General features: G+C 72.1%; 15 protein-coding genes. 9 read left to right on the top strand and 6 right to left on the bottom strand.

All coding sequences use genetic code 11. From position 1 onward, the window contains the following. Nucleotides 1–127 precede the first annotated feature (127 nt). Nucleotides 128–796, top strand: a complete 669-nt coding sequence (locus FHX74_RS04705) for a PH domain-containing protein (protein WP_182558858.1) — start codon at nt 128–130, stop codon at nt 794–796. A 29-nt stretch (nt 797–825) separates the two neighbouring features. After that, a complete protein-coding gene (locus FHX74_RS20990) occupies nt 826–1,968 on the top strand; it encodes a GtrA family protein (protein ID WP_328823619.1) in 1,143 nt (380 codons plus the stop codon). Here the strand turns inward: FHX74_RS20990 and FHX74_RS04715 are convergent. The 6 genes from FHX74_RS04715 to FHX74_RS04740 form a co-directional block, all read right to left on the bottom strand. Next, a complete protein-coding gene (locus FHX74_RS04715; protein ID WP_328823620.1) occupies nt 1,949–2,722 on the bottom strand; it encodes a gamma-glutamyl-gamma-aminobutyrate hydrolase family protein in 774 nt (257 codons plus the stop codon). The genes FHX74_RS20990 and FHX74_RS04715 overlap by 20 nt on opposite strands. Before the next feature lie 23 nt (nt 2,723–2,745). Continuing rightward, nucleotides 2,746–3,513, bottom strand: a complete 768-nt coding sequence (locus FHX74_RS04720) for a 3-oxoacyl-ACP reductase (protein WP_182558859.1) — start codon at nt 3,511–3,513, stop codon at nt 2,746–2,748. A gap of 101 nt (nt 3,514–3,614) precedes the next feature. Beyond that, nucleotides 3,615–4,973 (bottom strand): aldehyde dehydrogenase family protein, encoded by a 1,359-nt coding sequence (locus FHX74_RS04725; protein WP_182558860.1) that lies wholly within the window; start codon nt 4,971–4,973, stop codon nt 3,615–3,617. Nucleotides 4,974–4,975: 2 nt separating this feature from the next. Then, the gene (locus FHX74_RS04730; protein ID WP_182558861.1) at nt 4,976–6,367 is read right to left on the bottom strand and encodes a glutamine synthetase family protein; all 1,392 of its coding nucleotides are present in this window, start codon (nt 6,365–6,367) and stop codon (nt 4,976–4,978) included. 74 nt (nt 6,368–6,441) lie between these two features. Then, on the bottom strand, nt 6,442–7,182 hold the full coding sequence (locus tag FHX74_RS04735) for a FadR/GntR family transcriptional regulator (RefSeq protein WP_182558862.1): 741 nt from the start codon (nt 7,180–7,182) through the stop codon (nt 6,442–6,444). A gap of 10 nt (nt 7,183–7,192) precedes the next feature. After that, a complete protein-coding gene (locus tag FHX74_RS04740; protein WP_328823621.1) occupies nt 7,193–8,737 on the bottom strand; it encodes an amino acid permease in 1,545 nt (514 codons plus the stop codon). 200 nt (nt 8,738–8,937) lie between these two features. On the opposite strand from FHX74_RS04740, the gene FHX74_RS04745 reads away from it, so the two are divergent. The 7 genes from FHX74_RS04745 to FHX74_RS04775 form a co-directional block, all read left to right on the top strand. After that, complete coding sequence (locus FHX74_RS04745; RefSeq protein WP_220483418.1) at nt 8,938–9,864, top strand: aldo/keto reductase; 927 nt, start codon at nt 8,938–8,940, stop codon at nt 9,862–9,864. A 78-nt stretch (nt 9,865–9,942) separates the two neighbouring features. Further along, on the top strand, nt 9,943–11,100 hold the full coding sequence (locus tag FHX74_RS04750; protein ID WP_328823622.1) for a 5-(carboxyamino)imidazole ribonucleotide synthase: 1,158 nt from the start codon (nt 9,943–9,945) through the stop codon (nt 11,098–11,100). Then, nucleotides 11,097–11,657 (top strand): 5-(carboxyamino)imidazole ribonucleotide mutase, encoded by a 561-nt coding sequence (purE, locus tag FHX74_RS04755; RefSeq protein ID WP_328823623.1) that lies wholly within the window; start codon nt 11,097–11,099, stop codon nt 11,655–11,657. Before FHX74_RS04750 ends, purE begins: the two co-directional genes overlap by 4 nt. 32 nt (nt 11,658–11,689) lie before the next feature. Continuing rightward, entirely contained in the window at nt 11,690–12,460 is a 771-nt protein-coding gene (locus FHX74_RS04760; RefSeq protein ID WP_328823624.1) for an EI24 domain-containing protein, read from the top strand. Between the two features lie 88 nt (nt 12,461–12,548). Further along, nucleotides 12,549–14,303 (top strand): HAD family acid phosphatase, encoded by a 1,755-nt coding sequence (locus FHX74_RS04765; protein ID WP_182558863.1) that lies wholly within the window; start codon nt 12,549–12,551, stop codon nt 14,301–14,303. A 124-nt stretch (nt 14,304–14,427) separates the two neighbouring features. After that, a complete protein-coding gene (locus FHX74_RS04770; protein WP_182558864.1) occupies nt 14,428–15,618 on the top strand; it encodes an acyl-CoA dehydrogenase family protein in 1,191 nt (396 codons plus the stop codon). Between the two features lie 141 nt (nt 15,619–15,759). Continuing rightward, nucleotides 15,760–17,442 (top strand): beta-N-acetylhexosaminidase family protein (locus FHX74_RS04775; protein ID WP_220483419.1); only part of this gene is annotated, 1,683 nt, incomplete at its 3' end.

Genomic DNA, 17,442 nt, shown 5'->3' on the forward strand with positions numbered 1-17,442 from the left:
GCGTCCGGATCTCCGATCGTACGGGCCGGCGCCGACACCGCCGGTCGCCCGATCCGAGCGAGCTGACCGAGCCGGGGGCCGGTGTTCGGTCCCCGCCCTCCGTGCACCGTCGTGCCAGCATGGATCCATGACGCGGTCGCGTCGGCACCTCGACGCCGACGAGCAGGTGGTGGTGCACACCCGCACCCACGCCAAGGCCCTGATCGGGCCGGCGGTGCTGCTGGTGCTGCTCGGTGCGGCGGTCGGGGCCGGTTCGGCGGCGCTGCCGCCCCTGCTCCCGGCCAGCAGCCGGCCGGCGATGCAGGGGGTGCTGGTGCTGCTCGGGGTCGTGCTGGCGGTCTGGTGGGTGGTCCGGCCGTTCCTGCGGTGGGCGACCACCACGTACACGATCACCGACCGCCGGCTCAACACCCGCAGCGGCATCCTCAGCCGGACGGGCAAGGACATCCCGCTGGTCCGGGTCACCGACGTCAGCTCCGAACGCAGTCTGTCCGACCGGGTCTTCGGCTGCGGGACGCTGGTCGTGCAGACGGCTGCCGAGAACGGCACGATCACCCTCGACGACGTCCCCGACGTGGTCTGGGTGCAGGACGAGCTCACCGCGCTGCTGTTCGCCCCGCACGGCGGGTGGTCGGCACCGGGGGAGCCCGTCGACGTCGGCGGGTACGGCCGCGCAGCCGCCGACCCCGACGACGACCCCGACGACCCCGACGACCCCGACGACCCCGACGACCCCGACGAGGACGGCGGGCGTCGGGTGCCCGGGCGGAGCTCACGCCGGGCGCGTCGCCGGTGAACCTCGTCGTGCTCTGGGGACCGGCCGCGGTGGGGAAACTGACCGTGGCGCGGGCGGTCTCGGCGGTCGTCGGCTACCCGGTGTTCCACAATCACCTGGTCGTCGACCTGCTCACCACCGTGTTCCCGTTCGGCACCGAGCCCTTCGTCCGGCTGCGGGACCGGATGTGGCTCGACGTGTTCGCCGCCGCGGCTGCCGCCGGGCGCTCGCTCGTCTTCACCTTCGCCCCCGAGGAGACCGTCCCGATCGGTTTCGGCGACCGCGTCGAACGGGCGGTCGGGGCCGCCGGGACCGTCAGGTGGGTGGAGCTGCGGGTCGCCCGCGCCGAGCAGGTGCGCCGGCTCGCGTCACCCGGTCGCCGGGAGTTCCACAAGCTGACCGATCCTGCGCTGCTCGGCCCGGCGGGGGCCGACGACCGCGACCCGCTGCCGCCGAGCTGGTGGTCGACACCGGGGCGCTGGCCGCGGCCGAGGCGGCGGCGACCGTCGTCCGTGCGCTCGGTCTGCGGCCCGAGCCGGCTCTGCCGCGCTACCCGTCCCCTGCGGAGCAGATCCGTCGGGACGAGCAGGACCGCTGACCACCGGGGCGACGCCCACGAAGCGGCCGACCCGGCTGTGACCTCGCCCAGAGCCGGGCTCGGCGGCGGGCGGGCGGCCGGGCCGACGACTAGTCTCGGGGCCGTGCCGGACCGGACCGACCCCGCCCCGAACGCCGCTGCCGCGGTGCCGGCGCCGGTCGCGCTGCCGCTCGAGCCGCCGGCCGAGGAGCCCGCGCCGCTCGGGCTGCGCAGCCAGCTGACCCGGTTCGTGATCACCGGCGGTCTGTCGGCGGTGGTCGACTTCGGCGTGCTCTCGCTGCTGATGGCGTTCGGGCTCGGCCACACGCCGGCCAAGGCGATCTCGTTCGTCTGCGGCACCACCACCGCCTACCTGATCAACCGCCGCTGGACCTTCAGGGCCGAGCCGTCCCGACGCCGGTTCGCCGCGGTGGTGGTCCTCTACGCGGTCACCTTCGCGCTCCAGGTCGGGCTGTTCGCCCTGCTCTACCCGTTCCTGCTCGGCCGCGGCCTGAGCGAGGCGGCGGTCCGGGTGGTCGCCTTCGTGATCGCCCAGGGCGTGGCCACCACGGTCAACTTCATCGTCCAGCGCGCGGTCATCTTCCGGCTCCGCTGACCCCGCCGGCCTGCCCCGGTTCGCGGGCGGCCTCGACTAGCCCGGCGAACAGCCCCAGGTCGGCCAGCTTCTCCGGGTGCCACTGCACGCCGAGCCGGAACGGCCGGCTCGGGTCCTCGATCGCCTCGATCACGCCGTCCTGGCTCCGCGCGCTGACCACGAAGCCGGGGTGGTCGGCCACCGCCTGGTGGTGGTGGCAGTGCGACGGGAGCTCCGCGCCGACCAGCCGGCGGAGCAACGACCCGGGCTCGGTCCGCACCGGGAGCTCGCCGAACGCGTCACCGCCGGGGGAGTGCTGCTCGTGGCCGACGGTGTCCGGCAGGTGCTGGGTGAGGCTGCCGCCGGCCCAGACCGCGAGCGCCTGCATCCCGCGGCAGATGCCGAGGATCGGCACGCCGCGCGCCGCAGCGGCGTCGAGCAGCCGCAGCTCCCAGCTGTCGCGTTCGTCGTGCACCCCGCCGGTCCGTGGGTGCGGCGTCGCGCCGTACCGCTGCGGACTGATGTCCCCGCCGCCGCTGATGATCACCGCGTCGAGTCGGTCGACCACCGTCCGCGCCGCGTCGGCGCCGTCACCGCCCCCGTCGCCGGCGACCAGCCCGGCCGGCGGGAGCAGCACCGGGATGCCGCCGGCCAGCTCGACCGAGCGGGTGTAGTCGGCGGGCAGCAGATCCGCCTCCTCCGACCAGACGCCCCAGTGCGCCTGCTCGCGGTAGAGGCTGATCCCGATCACCGGACGTCCCACGACCGTCTCCACTCCCTGTCCCTCGCCGTCGGCGCTCAGAGCGGGGTGACGTAGGCGGCCGAGATCCCGCCGTCCACCAGGAAGGTGTTGGCCGTGACGAAGCTCGACTCGTCCGAGGCCAGGAACAGCACCGCGTTGGCGATCTCCTCGGGCTCGGCGAACCGGCCCATCGGCACGTGCACCAGCCGGCGGGCGGCCCGCTCGGGATCGCTGGCGAACAGCTCGCGGAGCAGCGGGGTGTTGACCGGGCCCGGGCAGAGCGCGTTGACCCGCACTCCGGACCGGGCGAACTGGACGCCGAGCTCGCGGCTCATCGACAGCACCCCGCCCTTGCTGGCCGAGTAGGAGATCTGCGAGGTGGCCGCGCCCATGATCGCCACGAACGAGGCGGTGTTGATGATCGACCCGCGGCCCTGCTCGAGCATCGGGGTCAGGGCGGCCTTGCAGCACAGGAAGACGCTGGTCAGGTTGACCTCCTGCACGCGGTGCCAGGCGTCCAGCCCGGTGGTGGTGATCGAGTCGTCGTCGGGCGGGGAGATCCCGGCGTTGTTGAAGGCCACGTCCACGCTCCCGAAGTCGGTCCGGGCCTGACCGAACAGCGCCTCGACCTGCTCGGGGTCGGTGACGTCGGTGGCCACGAAGGCGCCACCGACCTCCTCGGCGATCCCCGGACCGCGCTCGGTGTCGAGGTCACCGATCACCACCCGCGCCCCCTCGGCGCCCAGCCGGCGCACCGAGGCCAAACCGATCCCCGAGCAGCCTCCGGTGACCACCGCCACCTTGCCCTCGACCCGTCCTGCCATCGTTCCCTGTGCTCCTTCTCGTTCGTCGTCGCTCGTTCGTCGTCGCTCGTTCGTGATCGTGATCATGGTGCTGCTCGGGTTCCGGCCCCGGCGGGGTCGCCTCAGCCGTGGGCGATGAACACGTTCTTCTCCTCGGTGAACGCGTCCGGCGCGTCCGGTCCCAGCTCGCGTCCCAGCCCCGACTGCTTGTAGCCGCCGAACGGCGTCCAGTAGCGGACCGAGGAGTGGCTGTTGACGCTGAGGTTGCCGGCCTGGACGGCCCGGGCCACCCGCAGCGCCCGGTCGAGGTCACGGGTGAAGATCGAGCCGGACAGCCCGTAGTCGGAGTCGTTGGCCAGCTGGACGGCCTCGGCCTCGTCGGCGAACGGCAGCACCGAGACCACCGGGCCGAACACCTCCTCCCGCCACACCGGCTGGTCGACGTCGGTGGCGGTGACCACCGTCGGCGGCAGGAAGAAGCCGTCGCCCTCGGGTGCCCGGCCCGCGAAGGCGACCTCGACACCGTCGAGGTAGCCGCGGACCCGGTCGCGCTGCGCGGCCGAGATCAACGGCCCCATGGCCACCTCGGGGTCGGTCGGGTCACCCACCCGGATCGCGGTCACCGCGGGCCCCAGCTTGGCCAGGAACTCCTCGTAGACCCCGGCCTGGACGAGGATCCGCGAGCGGGCGCAGCAGTCCTGGCCGGAGTTGTCGAAGACCGCGCCCGGGGCGGAGGCCGCCGCGGCGTCGATGTCGGCGTCGGCGAAGATCACGTTGGCGCTCTTGCCGCCGAGCTCGAGGGTGCAGCGCTTCACCTGGGTGGCACACCGGGCCATGATCGTCTTGCCGACCCGGGTCGAGCCGGTGAAGCTGATCTTGCGGACGTCCGGGTGGTCGACCAGGGCCTGGCCGACCGCTCCGTCGCCGGGCAGCACGGTGAGGACGCCCTCGGGCAGCCCGGCCTCGAGGGCCAGCTCACCGAGCCGGAGCGCGGTGCAAGGGGTCAGCTCCGACGGCTTGAGCACCACCGCGTTGCCGGCGGCCAGTGCGGGCCCGAACCCCCAGCCGGCGATCGGCATCGGGAAGTTCCACGGGACGATGATCCCGACCACGCCGAGCGGCTCACGGAAGGTGACGTCGACCCCGCCGGGCACCGGGATCTGCCGCCCGAACAGCCGCTCGGGCGCCCCGGCGTAGTAGTTCAGGACGTCGCGGACGTTGTCGGCCTCCCACAGCGCGTTGCCGCGCGGGTGGCCGGCGTTGGTGATCTCCAGCTCGGCCAGCTCGGTGCGGTGTCGTTCCACGGTGGTGGCGAAGGCGCGGAGCAGCCGGGCCCGCTCGCCGGGCGCCAGTGCGCGCCACTGCGCGAAGCCGGCCGCGGCCACGCCGACCGCCGCGTCGACGTCGGCGGGGCCGGCCATCGCGACCTCGGTGAAGGCGTGGCCGGTGGACGGGTTGATCACCGGGACGGTGCTGGTCATGATCACAACCTCTCGAAGCCGCGGCGCAGCTCCCAGTCGGTGACCGCGGCGTCGAAGGCGGCCAGCTCGACGTCGGCGGCGTTGGTGTAGTGGTCGACGACGTCGTCGCCGAACAGCTCGCGGGCCAGCGCCGAGCCGGCGAAGGCGGCCCGGGCGTCGCGCAGGGTGTGCGGGACCTGCGGCTTGCCGGCGGTGTAGGCGTTCCCGGTGGTCTCGGGTTCGAGCTCGAGTCGGTGCTCGATCCCGTACAGCCCGCCGGCCAGCATCGCGGCCAGGGCCAGGTAGGGGTTGACGTCGCCCCCGGGCAGCCGGTTCTCCAGCCGGGCCGACTTCCCGTGCCCGACCAGCCGGACCGAGCAGGTGCGGTTGTCCAGCCCCCAGGCCACCGACGTCGGGGCGAACGATCCGGAGCTGAACCGCTTGTAGGAGTTGACGTTCGGCGCGTAGAGCAGGGTGAGGTCGGTCATGGTGTGCAGGATGCCGGCGACGAAGCTGTCGTAGACCGGGGTGCGCTGCCCGGACCGGTCGTCCCAGAAGACGACGGCGCCGTCGGCGGCGTCGCGCAGCGACAGGTGGATGTGGCAGCTGTTGCCCTCGCGCTGGTCGTACTTGGCCATGAAGGTGATCGCCCGGCCCTGCTGGGCGGCGATCTCCTTGGCCGCGTTCTTGTAGACCGCGTGGTTGTCGGCCGTGGTCAGCGCGTCGGCGTAGAGGAAGCCGATCTCCTGCTGGCCCAGGTTGCACTCGCCCTTGGCCGACTCGACGTCCATCCCGGCGCCGTACATCGCGTTGCGGATGGCGCGGAGCAGCGGCTCGGCCCGGGTGGTGCCCAGCACCGAGTAGTCGACGTTGTACTGGTTGACCGGGGTGAGGCCGCGGTAGCCCGCGGTCCAGGCGTCCTCGTAGCGGTCCTCGAAGGCGATGAACTCGAGCTCGGTGCCGGCCAGGGCGACGAAGCCGAGCTCGCGCGCCCGGGCGAGCTGGGTCTTCAGGATGGTCCGCGGCGACTGCACCACCGGGGTGTGGTCGAGCCAGACCAGGTCGCACTGGACCATCGCGGTGCCCGGCAGGTGGGGGAGCAGCCGCAGGGTGTCCAGGTCGAGGGCGAACTCGAGGTCGCCGTACCCCTTCTCCCAGGACGAGATCGCGTACCCGTCGACGGTGTTCATCTCGACGTCGACGGCGAGCAGGTAGTTGCAGCCCTCGGTGCCGTCGGCGAGCACGTGGTCGACGAAGTAGGCGGCGTGCATCCGCTTGCCCTGCAGCCGGCCCTGCATGTCGGTGAAGCAGACCACGACGGTGTCGATCTCCCCGGCCTCGATCATCGAGCGGAGCCGGGCCTCGCTGAGGTGCCGGGCGTTGCGGAGGTCGCCGCGCGGTTGGTCGGTGCTCATCGTCGCTCCTCGTTCGGTCTCGTCGCGGGGGTCCACGGTCGGGGTCGGTCGGTGCGGGTGGTCAGTGCAGGTGGTCAGTGCAGCAGCCCGCGGAGCAGCGCCGCGGTGTCGTCGCAGTGGTGTTCCATGGTGCGCCGGGCGCGGGCGCCGTCGCCGCGGAGCACCGCCGCGACGATCTCGCGGTGCTGGCGGCCGGAGTGCTCGATGTTGGTCGGCAGCACGGGGATCGCGCTGAGCAGCAGGTGCAGATCGGCCTGCACCCGGGTGACGGCGTCGAGCAGCTGCGGCGAGCCGGTCAGCGAGGCGATGGCCAGGTGCAGCCGGGAGTCGGCCTGCCGGTGCTCGGCCGGGTCAGTCGCCGCCGACACCTCGGCCAGCAGCTCCTGCAGCCGTCGCCGCTCGTCGGCGGACGTCTCGCGTCGCGCGGTGGTCTCGGCGGCGAGCTGGGCGGCTCCGGGCTCGACCACCCGGCGGAAGGTGAGCGAGTCGAGCAGCTCGTCGCGGCGGCCGTCGAGGATCCCCGGCCCGGCCGCGCCCGGCGTGGTGGGGCGGTGGTCGACGACGGTGCCGCCGCCGCGGCCGCGGACGGTCTGGACCATCCCGGCCGTGCGCAGCGCGGCGATCGCCTCGCGCAGGGTGGCGCGGGAGACGCCGAGGGTGGCGGCGAGCTCGCGCTCGGGCGGGAGCGTGCTGCCGTCGGCGAAGACGCCGAGCCGGATCGCGGTGGCCAGCCGTTCGACGGTGTCCTCGAACGCGTGCCGGCCGCGGCCGGTCCCGAGCAGCCCGGGGGCCAGGGCGAGGTCGGTGCCCGTCATCGGGTGCGGGTCACTGGCCGAGCACGCTGTCCGGGTCGCGGGTGGTGTGCTCGTCCCGGGCGCCCTGCATGAAGTTGCGCTTGCCGGCCACCAACCAGCTCACCGTGGCGAAGACCAGCACCACCAGCACCGCGACCGGCGCGTAGTTGAAGGTGGAGACGGTGACCGGCGAGGCGGGCGGCAGCACGAACAGCACGCAGATGATCACCACCCAGACCACCGCGACCCAGCCGACGAACCCGCTCCAGCGACCGAGGTTCCACGGGCCGACGGTGAAGTCGGGGTTGATCCGGCGCAGGAACACCGGCACGACGTAGGCGATGTAGAGCCCGATCACCGCGATCGAGGTGACGGCCAGGTAGGCGGTGGTGCTGAACAGCGAGGGGACGGCGAGGATCACCGAGAGGGTGACGCAGAGCCAGATCGAGTTGGTCGGCGTCCCGGTCCGCGGGTTGACCTTGGCCCAGAGCCGGTGGCCGGGCAGCGCCCGGTCGCGCGAGAACGCGTAGCTCATCCTCGAGTTCGCGGTCACCGAGGCCATCCCGCAGAAGAACTGCGCCACGCAGACGATGAAGAGCAGGAACTTGGCGACGGTCGGGCTGTTCAGCGCGTCGAGGAAGATCTGCGCCGGCGGCAGCCCGGTGTCGCTGTTGGCCAGCGCGGTCAGCGCGGCCGGGCTCTTGTCCGGGATCGCCGCGGTGATCGAGTAGAGCAGCACGAACCCGCCGATCACCGACACCAACACGCTGGTGACGATGCCGCGCGGGGCGGCGACCGAGGCGTTCTTGGTCTCCTCGGCCACGTGGGCGGAGGCGTCGTAGCCGGTGTAGGTGTACTGCGCCATCAGCAGGCCGAGCGCGAAGACGTAGATCCCCGAGCTCCAGCCGGTGTCGTTGTGGAAGCCGGTCAGCGTCCAGCCGACCGACTGGTGCTTCTCCGGCAGCAGCCACAGCGCGCCGACGATGATCACCGTGCCGACCAGGTGCCACCACGCCGACACGTTCGACAACAGACTGACCAGGTTGACCCCGAAGGTGTTGAGCAGCGCGTGCACGACGATGATCACCACGAAGAGCAGGAAGGTGCTCACCGCGGTCGGCTCGACGCCGAAGGTCAGCGAGGCGAAGGCCATCATCGTGGTGGCGCAGCCGAAGTCGATGGCCGCGGTGACCGCCACCTCGCCGAGGAAGTTGAACCAGCCGACGAACCAGGCCCACTGCCGCTTGTTGCGCCGGGCCAGCCGTCCCGCCCAGAAGTAGAGCCCACCGGCGGTGGGGAACTTCGAGCACACCTCGGCCATCGCCGCCGAGACCGCCAGCACCATGATCCCGACGATCAACCAGCCGAGCACCAGCGTCGACGGACCGCCCGAGACCAGCGCGATCTTGTACGAGGTGATGCAGCCGGCCAGGATCGAGATGATCGAGAACGAGACCGCGAAGTTCGAGAACCCCGACATCCCGCGCTTGAGCTCCTGGGTGTAGCCGAGCTCGGCCAGGGCCCTGGCGTCGGCGTCCATCTGCTGCTCGATGATCCGGTCCTCGCTGCTGCTCACGCCGCCCCCCGCGTCTCGGTCCGCCCGGTGTGGCCCGCAGTCTGTCGAGACCGCCCGCGGTGTGTCAATGGTCTGACTCCAAACCTTTCGGGCTCAGCGGACGCTCGCGAGCCGGGGGAGGGCGCCTACGCGCGCTGAGCCAGTCGAAGCGCTAACCACCCCGCGCGGACCGCGGACCGGAGGTGGGAGAGGGTGGGACGGTGAAGACGCAGAAGCTGGGAACGACCGACCGCACCGTCTCCGCCGTCGTGGTGGGGATGATGCGGACCGCCGAGATGGAGGACCGGGCGATCGACGAGCTGGTCGGCACCGCCCGCGAGGTCGGGATCGACGTGTTCGACCACGCCGACATCTACGGCGGCGAGCCGCACCGCGCCGAGCAGCGCTGGGGCGAGGCCGTCCACCTGTCGCCCGCGGACCGCGAGGCGATCGTGATCCAGTCCAAGGTCGGGATCCGGTCCGGGTTCTTCGACTTCTCGGCCGAGCACATCCTCGACTCGGTCGACCGGTCGCTGGCCGCGCTGCGTACCGACTACCTCGACGTGCTGCTGCTGCACCGGCCCGACGCCCTCGTCGAGCCCGAGGAGGTCGCCCGGGCGTTCGACACCCTGCAGCAGGCCGGCAAGGTCCGCGAGTTCGGCGTGTCCAACCACACCCCGGGTCAGATCGAGCTGCTCCGCACCGCCGTCCGCCAGCCGCTGGTGGCCAACCAGGTGCAGGTGAGCATCACCCACGCGCCGATCATCGCCAGCGGCGTGGCCGCGAACATGCAGGGCCTCGACCAGTCGGTCTCGCGCGACAACGGGTTGCTCGACCACGCCCGGCTCAACAACATCACCCTGCAGGCCTGGTCGCCGTTCCAGAAGGGCTTCTTCGACGGCGTCTTCCTCGGCGACCCCGAGCTCCCCGAGCTCAACCAGGCCCTCGACGAGATCGCCGAGGCGCACGGGGTCACCCCGACCGGGATCGCGGTCGCCTGGATCACCCGGCACCCGGCCGACATCCAGGTCGTGCTCGGCACCACCAACCCGGGCCGGGTCCGCGAGTCGGCGGCCGGCTCCGACGTCCGGCTCAGCCGCCCCGAGTGGTACCGGCTGTTCACCGCCGCGGGCTACACCCTGCCCTGAGCGGCCCAGGTGCCCTGAGCCTGTCGAAGGGCCGGTTCCCCGGACCCCGCGCCGACCGCCCCGGTTAGGCTTCCGCCCGTGAGTGCTGAGCCCGTGCGCCCCTTCGTCGTCGGCATCATCGGGGGTGGCCAGCTGGCCCGGATGATGCACGCGGCCTCGATCGGGCTGGGCATCCGGATCCGGCTGCTGGCCGAGGGTCCGGACGTCTCGGCCGCGCAGGTCGTGCACGACGTGACCGTCGGTGACTACACCGACCCGGCCACCGTCCTGGCCTTCGCGGCCGACTGCGACGTGATCACCTTCGACCACGAGCACGTCCCGACGGCGATCCTGCACCAGGTCGAGGACGCCGGGGTCGCCGTCCGACCGGGCCCCGACGCCCTGGTGCACGCCCAGGACAAGGTGGTGATGCGCGAGCGACTGAGCGCGTTCGGGGCGCCGTGCCCGGTGCACCGGGTGGTGAGCGATCCCGACGACCTGCGGGCGTTCGGCGACGAGCACGGCTGGCCGGTGATCGCCAAGACCTCGCGCGGCGGCTACGACGGCAAGGGCGTCTTCAAGGTCGACGGCCCCGACGAGGCCGGCACGCCGTTCGAGGGTCTCAAGCCGGGCGTGCGGATCCTCGCGGAGGAGTTCGTCCCGTTCACCCGCGAGCTGTCCGCGCTGATCGCCCGGTCGCCGTCGGGCCAGGCGGTGGCCTATCCGGTGAGCGAGACCGTCCAGCGCGACGGGATCTGCGTCGAGACCACCACGCCCGCGCCCGGTCTGACCGAGGAGCAGGCGATCGGGTGCCAGCAGCTGGCTCTGCGGATCGCCCACGAGCTCGGCACGGTCGGACTGCTGGCCGTCGAGCTGATGCAGCGCGAGGACGGGTCGGTGGTGGTCAACGAGCTGGCCATGCGTCCGCACAACACCGGTCACTGGAGCATCGACGGCTCGCACACCTCGCAGTTCGACAACCACCTGCGGGCGGTGGTGGACCTGCCGCTCGGCGACCCGTCGACCCGGGCGCCGTGGACGGTGATGGCCAACGTCCTCGGCGGGACCGTCGAGGACCTGCCCTCCGCCCTGCTGCACTGTTTCGCCCGCGACACCCGGCTCCGGGTCCAGCTCTACGGCAAGGAGGTCAAGCCGGGCCGCAAGGTCGGGCACGTGACCACCTTCGGTGCCGACCTGGCCGACGTCACCAAGCGCGCCCGGCACGCCGCCGGCTACCTGATGGGGGAGGACGTGTGAGCACTCCCTCGACGAGCCCGGGCACTTCGACAGCCTCGGCGAGTGTGCGGGTGGGGATCGTGATGGGGTCCGACTCCGACTGGCCGGTGATGGCCGCCGCCGGCGACGCGCTGGCCGAGTTCGGGATCGGCTACGAGGCCGACGTCGTCTCGGCGCACCGGATGCCCGAGGCGATGATCGACTACGGGCGGACCGCGCACACCCGCGGCCTCGAGGTGATCATCGCCGGCGCCGGTGGCGCGGCGCACCTGCCGGGGATGCTGGCCGCGGTGACGCCGCTGCCGGTGATCGGCGTCCCGGTGCCGCTGAAGTACCTCGACGGGATGGATTCGCTGCTGTCGATCGTCCAGATGCCCGCCGGGGTGCCGGTGGCCACCGTCTCGATCGGCAACGCCCGCAACGCCGGGCTGCTCGCCGCCCGCATCCTGGCCGCCGGCGACCCGGAGCTGACCGCGGCCGTGATCGACTTCCAGGACCGGCTCCGGGCCCAGGCCGAGGCCAAGGGACAGAAGGTCCGCGACGCCCAGCACGGGGAGCGCGCCGAGCCCGCGTCCTGACCGCGGCGCCGTCGATCGGTCACACTGGGACGGTGATCAAGGAGTTCTTCCTGGGCGTCGCGACGCTCGGTCGCGGGTTCGGGCTGATGGGGCGGCGGCCGCGGATCTTCCTGCTCGGCGCCGTGCCGCCGTTGATCACCTCGGTGCTCTTCGTCGCCGTACTGGTCGCCTTGATCACCAACCTGACCGCGATCACCGCCGCGCTGACCGGCTTCGCCTCCGGCTGGGGGAGCGGGGCGCGGGGCACCGTCGAGGTGCTGGCCGGGATCGCGCTGGTCGGCGGCTCGGTGCTGATCATGGTGCTCACCTTCAGCACGCTGACCCTGGCGCTCGGCGGCCCGCTCTACGACAAGATCTCCGAGCTGGTCGACCGCGAGCTCGGCGATCTGCCCGAGGTGCCCGAGGAACCGGTGCTGCGCGGCGTCGGTCGGGCCGTCCGGCAGGCGGTGGCGCTGATCGCGGTCTCGCTGCTGGGGTCGGCGGTGTTCTTCGGGCTGGGCTTCCTGCCGGTGGTCGGCCAGACCGTCGTCCCGGTGCTGTCGGCCGTCTTCGGCGGCTGGCTGCTGACCATCGAGCTGCTCGGCTCACCCTTCGAGCGTCGCGGCCGCTACCCGATCCGTGACCGCCGGACGGCGATGGGGCGCCGTCGGGCCCGCACCCTCGGCTTCGCGGTGCCGAGCTTCCTGCTGGCCGCCGTGCCCTTCGTGGCCGTGGTCGCCTTCCCGGCGGCGACCGCGGGCGCCAACCTGCTGGCGCGAGAGATCCTCGCGGAACGAACGACCGGCGGAGGAAATTCCCGCTGATTGCCAAGCCGACGGCACGTTGTTACGTTGCTGCGGCACTGGTTGCTCCGGCGAGATCGTCGCCGCCTCGGGGAAGGCCCTCACGCACATGCCCAGCACGTCCCGATCCCACACCCCTGTCCGCACCCTCCGCCGTCGCGTCGCCGCGGTCGGCCTCGCCGCCACCCTGGTCGGCACCGGGCTCGGTCTCGGCACCGCCGGTCCGGCCGCGGCCCGCACCACCGATCCGGCCGCGGCCCGCACCACCGATCCGGCCGCGGCCCGCACCACGACCACCGCGGCCGGTGCGAGCAGCTCGCCGTTGAACGGTCGGCTGACCCCGCGCACCCACTTCACGATGCAGCCGGACGGGTCCAGCGGTCGCCGCGCCGACGGTGCCGGCATCCCCAACATCGACTCGGTCAAGAAGACGATCGCCACCTACTACGGCGACCCCGGCACCGGGATCGCGGACAAGACCAGCTCGCCGTACATCACCCAGATGACCCGGATCACCGACCGGCAGCAGAAGCTGCTCAAGACCTGGTACCGGCAGGCGAAGCGGGAGGGTCGCAAGCCGGCCATCGTGCTCGACACCGACGACACCACGCTGTGGACCTACGACATGGAGGTCGCGGCGATGCACTTCGTCTTCGACCCGACGCTGCAGAACCAGTGGGTGCAGGACGAGCGGTTCCCGGCGGTGCCCGGGATGGTCCGGCTGGTCGCGGCCGCCCGGGCGATGGGGTACACCGTCTTCGGCATCACCGGCCGCAACGACGACCAGAAGGCCGCCTCGATCGCCAACCTCGACAAGGTCGGGATCACCGCCTTCGACCGGCACCCGGGCCGCTACTACACCAAGTGGACCGGCACCGGCAGCTCGAAGCAGCCGTCCTACCTGACCTGCGTCTCGACCTGCACCACCGTCGAGTACAAGGCCGGCACCCGCAAGCACATCCAGGAGCTCGGCTACACGATCGTGGCCAACTACGGCGACCAGTGGTCGGACCTGCAGGGCGGCTACGCCCGGCACAGCGTCAAGCTGCCGAACCCGACCTACTACCTGCCGTCGCCGAACCTGCCCGGGCTCGACCAGCCGAAGCTGAGCCCGCGGACGCACTTCACCATGAAGCCGGACGGCTCGAGCGGGAAGAAGCCCGACGGCGAGGGCATCCCCAACATCGACTCGGTCAAGAAGACGATCTACACCTACGACAACGACCCGGGCACCGGAATCGCCGACAAGACCGCCTCGCCCTACATCACCGAGATGGCGCGGATCGAGCGGAAGGTCGAGCCCGTGATCACCCGGTCCTGCCGGGCCGCCGTCGCCCGCGGGGACAAGCCCGCGGTGGTGCTCGACACCGACGACACCACGCTGTGGACCTACGACATGGAGGTCGCGGCGATGAAGTTCGTCTTCGACCCGAAGCTGCAGGACGTGTACGTGCAGGACCAGCGGTTCCCGGCCACCCCGTCGATGGTGGTGCTGGCCACCGCGGCCAAGAAGGCAGGCTGCACGCTGATCGGGTTGACCGGCCGCAACGACGACCAGAAGGCGGCCTCGCTGGCCAACCTGGCCAAGGTCGGCTACCCGATGGGCGGGCGTGGCTTCACCGCGGCGAACTACTACACCAAGTGGACCGGGGTGGGCAGCTCGCAGCAGCCGTCCTACATCAGCTGCGCGACCGCGAAGTGCACGACCGTCGAGTACAAGTCGCAGACCCGGCGGCACATCGAGTCCGCGGCCGGCGGCGGCTACGACATCGTGGCCAACCTCGGTGACCAGTTCTCCGACCTGCAGGGCGGCTACGCCGACAGGACGGTCAAGCTGCCGAACCCCACCTACTACCTGCCCTGATCAGCAGTTCGTCCTCAACGGGGGCGATCCGCACCGATGACGGTGCGGATCGCCCCCGTTGTGGCGTTCGGCGCCTCCCCGGCGGAAGTTACCGGCGAGTAGCCACCGGGGTTACGCTGCCGCCATGAGCACCGTGGCCAGCGCTTTCGCCGAGATCTACCGCCCGACCGAGGAGCACGAGGCGTTCCGCGCCGCGGCCCGCGAGGTCTGCGAGGCGAAGGTCGCGCCGTGGGCGGCGGAGACCGACGAGCTGGCCGCCTTCCCCAAGGCGTCGCTCGAGGCACTGGTGGCGGCCGACCTGCACGCGCCGCACGTCCCGGAGGCCTACGGCGGCGTCGGCGCGGACGCGCTGGCCACCGTGATCGTCATCGAGGAGGTGGCCCGGGTCTGCGCGTCGAGCTCGCTGATCCCGGCGGTCAACAAGCTCGCCTCGCTGTGCTGGATCACCGAGGCCGACGAGAGCCTGCGGCAGCGCTATCTGCCGCCGCTGGCCGCCGGCGACGCGCTGGCCTCCTACTGCCTGTCCGAGCCCGACGCCGGCTCCGACGCCGCCGCGATGCGGACCCGCGCGGTCCGCGACGGCGACGACTGGGTGCTCGACGGGGTCAAGCGGTGGATCAGCAACGCCGGGGTCAGCGACTACTACACGGTGTTCGCGGTCACCGACCCGGACAAGCAGGCCACCCGCAAGGGCAGCGGGATCAGCGCGTTCGTGGTGGAGAAGGGCGACGACGGCGTCAGCTTCGGCGCGCCGGAGAAGAAGCTCGGGATCAAGGGCTCACCGACCTGCGAGGTCTACCTCGACCACGTCTGGATCCCCGGCGACCGGCTGATCGGCGAGGTCGACAAGGGCTTCCCGATCGCCATGCGCACCCTCGACCACACCCGGGTGACCATCGCCGCCCAGGCGGTCGGCATCGCCCAGGGTGCCCTCGACTACGCGCTCGGCTACGTCAAGCAGCGCCAGCAGTTCGGCAAGGCCATCGCCGAGTTCCAGGGCATCCAGTTCATGCTCGCCGAGATGGGGATGAAGCTCGAGGCGGCCCGCCAGCTGACCTACACCGCGGCGGCGCGCTCCGAGCGCAACGACGCCGACCTGACCTGGTTCGGCTCGGCGGCCAAGTGCTTCGCCTCCGACGTGGCCATGCAGGTCACCACCGACGCGGTCCAGCTGCTCGGCGGCTACGGCTACACCAAGGACTACCCGCTCGAGCGGATGATGCGCGACGCCAAGATCACCCAGATCTACGAGGGCACCAACCAGGTGCAGCGGATCGTGATGGCCCGCCAGCTGCTCGCCGGGCTGCCGCACTGAGGACGCGTCCGACCGGAGCGGTGGGACGGTCGGACCTGCCGCAGTCTGAGCGGGGTGGTCCAGACCACCCTTGACAGCAAGCAACCTGTCGACCAGATTCTCGGTGAGTTCTCCACCCCTCGAGCTCCCGGGAGGTCCACCGTGGGACGTCCGTTCCGCCGCTCCGCCCGTCCGGCCGCGCTGCTCGGCAGCCTCGGACTGGCGCTCACCCTCACGACGCCGCTGCTGGCCACCCCCGCACCCGCCGCCGCGGCACCGGCCACGCCGGCTCCGTCGTCCACGTCCGCGAGCCGCGGTGCCGTCGCCGCGTTGGCCGGCCACCAGGACCTCGCGGTCAGCCGGACCGGTGCGGACCCGGTGGTGGTGCCGACCCCGCAGAGCATCGGGTACGCCGGCCGCGCGCTCCGCGTCCCGAGCCGCGCGGTGGTGATCGCCGACGCCAGGACCGACGCGCCGGCCCGCCGGCTGCTGCTCAGCCTGCTCCGCCAGCACGGCGCCCGCTCGGTCGAGCTCGTCAGGCCCGGCGCCGTCGTCACCCCCCGGCCGGGCCAGCTGGTGGTGCTGCTCGGGGCCGGCAGCCGCAGCGACATCCGCACCGCGCTCGGCGCCACCGCGGTGCCGGACCACAGCGAGGGCTACGCGCTCCGGGTGCTCAACAGCGCCACCAGCACCGGCGTGGTGATCGGCGGCCACGACGGTGCCGGCCAGTACTACGGCGTGCAGACCCTCCGGCAGCTCTTCCAGACCCTCAACGGCCGGTCGGTGATCGCCCCGGCCACCGTCCGCGACTGGCCGCGGATGGCCCTCCGCGGCGCGATCGAGGGCTTCTACGGCCCGCCGTGGAGCACCGCCGACCGGCTGCGGCAGCTCGCCTTCGAGGGTGACGTCAAGGCCAACAGCTACATCTACAGCCCCAAGGACGACCCCTACCTCCGTGCGGACTGGCGCAAGCCCTACCCGGCCTCCGACCTGGCCACGATCAAGAAGCTGGTCACCGCCGCCGACGCCCACCACGTCTCCTTCACCTACGCGCTCAGCCCCGGCGTCTCGATCTGCTTCTCGTCGGCGGCCGACCGGACCGCGCTGCTGACCAAGCTCGACTCGGTGTACGCGATCGGCGTCCGCCCGTTCTCGCTGCCCTTCGACGACATCAGCTACACGAAGTGGAACTGCGCCGGCGACCAGACCGCCTACGGCGACCCGGGCCCGGGTGCCGCCGGGACGGCGCAGGTCTCGCTGCTCAACGAGGTGGCTCAGCACCTGCAGGCCCGAGGCGACGACGTCCCGGTCCAGACCGTGCCCACCGAGTACAGCGACCTCAAGGACAGCCCCTACAAGACCGAGTTCCGCGAGCACCTCGACCCGAGCGTGGTGATCCAGTGGACCGGGACCGACGTGGTCCCGCCGTCGATCACCAACGCCGACGCGGCGACCATCGAGAAGGTCTGGGGCCGCAAGACCTTCCTCTGGGACAACTACCCGGTCAACGACTACGGCCAGGCGGCCGGTCGGCTGCTGCTCGCGCCGTACACCCACCGCCAGGCGGGGCTGGCCGACCACCTGCAGGGCATCGTGGCCAACCCGATGAACGAGCAGACCGCGAGCGTGCTCGCCGAGTTCGGCAGCGCCTCCTTCGCCTGGAACGACCGGTCCTACGACGCGCAGCGCACCTGGCACCAGGCGATGGCCTATCTGACCGGTGGCAACGCGAACGCGGCGCGCGCGATGGCGGTCTTCGCCGACCTCGAGCACCTCGCCCCGACCTTCGGCACCACCCCGTGGCAGCCGCAGGCGCCGGTGCTGGCGGCCCGGGTGAAGGCGTTC

It is taken from the genome of Microlunatus kandeliicorticis, from assembly GCF_014137855.1.
Classification (GTDB): domain Bacteria; phylum Actinomycetota; class Actinomycetes; order Propionibacteriales; family Propionibacteriaceae; genus Microlunatus; species Microlunatus kandeliicorticis.

What these genes read in the sequence shown, in the direction of transcription:
- FHX74_RS04725 (WP_182558860.1), bottom strand. Translation starts at nt 4,973, where the DNA reads ATGACCAGCACCGTCCCGGTGATCAACCCGTCCACCGGCCACGCCTTC.
- FHX74_RS04720 (WP_182558859.1), bottom strand. Translation starts at nt 3,513, where the DNA reads ATGGCAGGACGGGTCGAGGGCAAGGTGGCGGTGGTCACCGGAGGCTGC.
- FHX74_RS04770 (WP_182558864.1), top strand. Translation starts at nt 14,428, where the DNA reads ATGAGCACCGTGGCCAGCGCTTTCGCCGAGATCTACCGCCCGACCGAG.
- FHX74_RS04765 (WP_182558863.1), top strand. Translation starts at nt 12,549, where the DNA reads ATGCCCAGCACGTCCCGATCCCACACCCCTGTCCGCACCCTCCGCCGT.
- FHX74_RS04705 (WP_182558858.1), top strand. Translation starts at nt 128, where the DNA reads ATGACGCGGTCGCGTCGGCACCTCGACGCCGACGAGCAGGTGGTGGTG.
- FHX74_RS04730 (WP_182558861.1), bottom strand. Translation starts at nt 6,367, where the DNA reads ATGAGCACCGACCAACCGCGCGGCGACCTCCGCAACGCCCGGCACCTC.
- FHX74_RS04735 (WP_182558862.1), bottom strand. Translation starts at nt 7,182, where the DNA reads ATGACGGGCACCGACCTCGCCCTGGCCCCCGGGCTGCTCGGGACCGGC.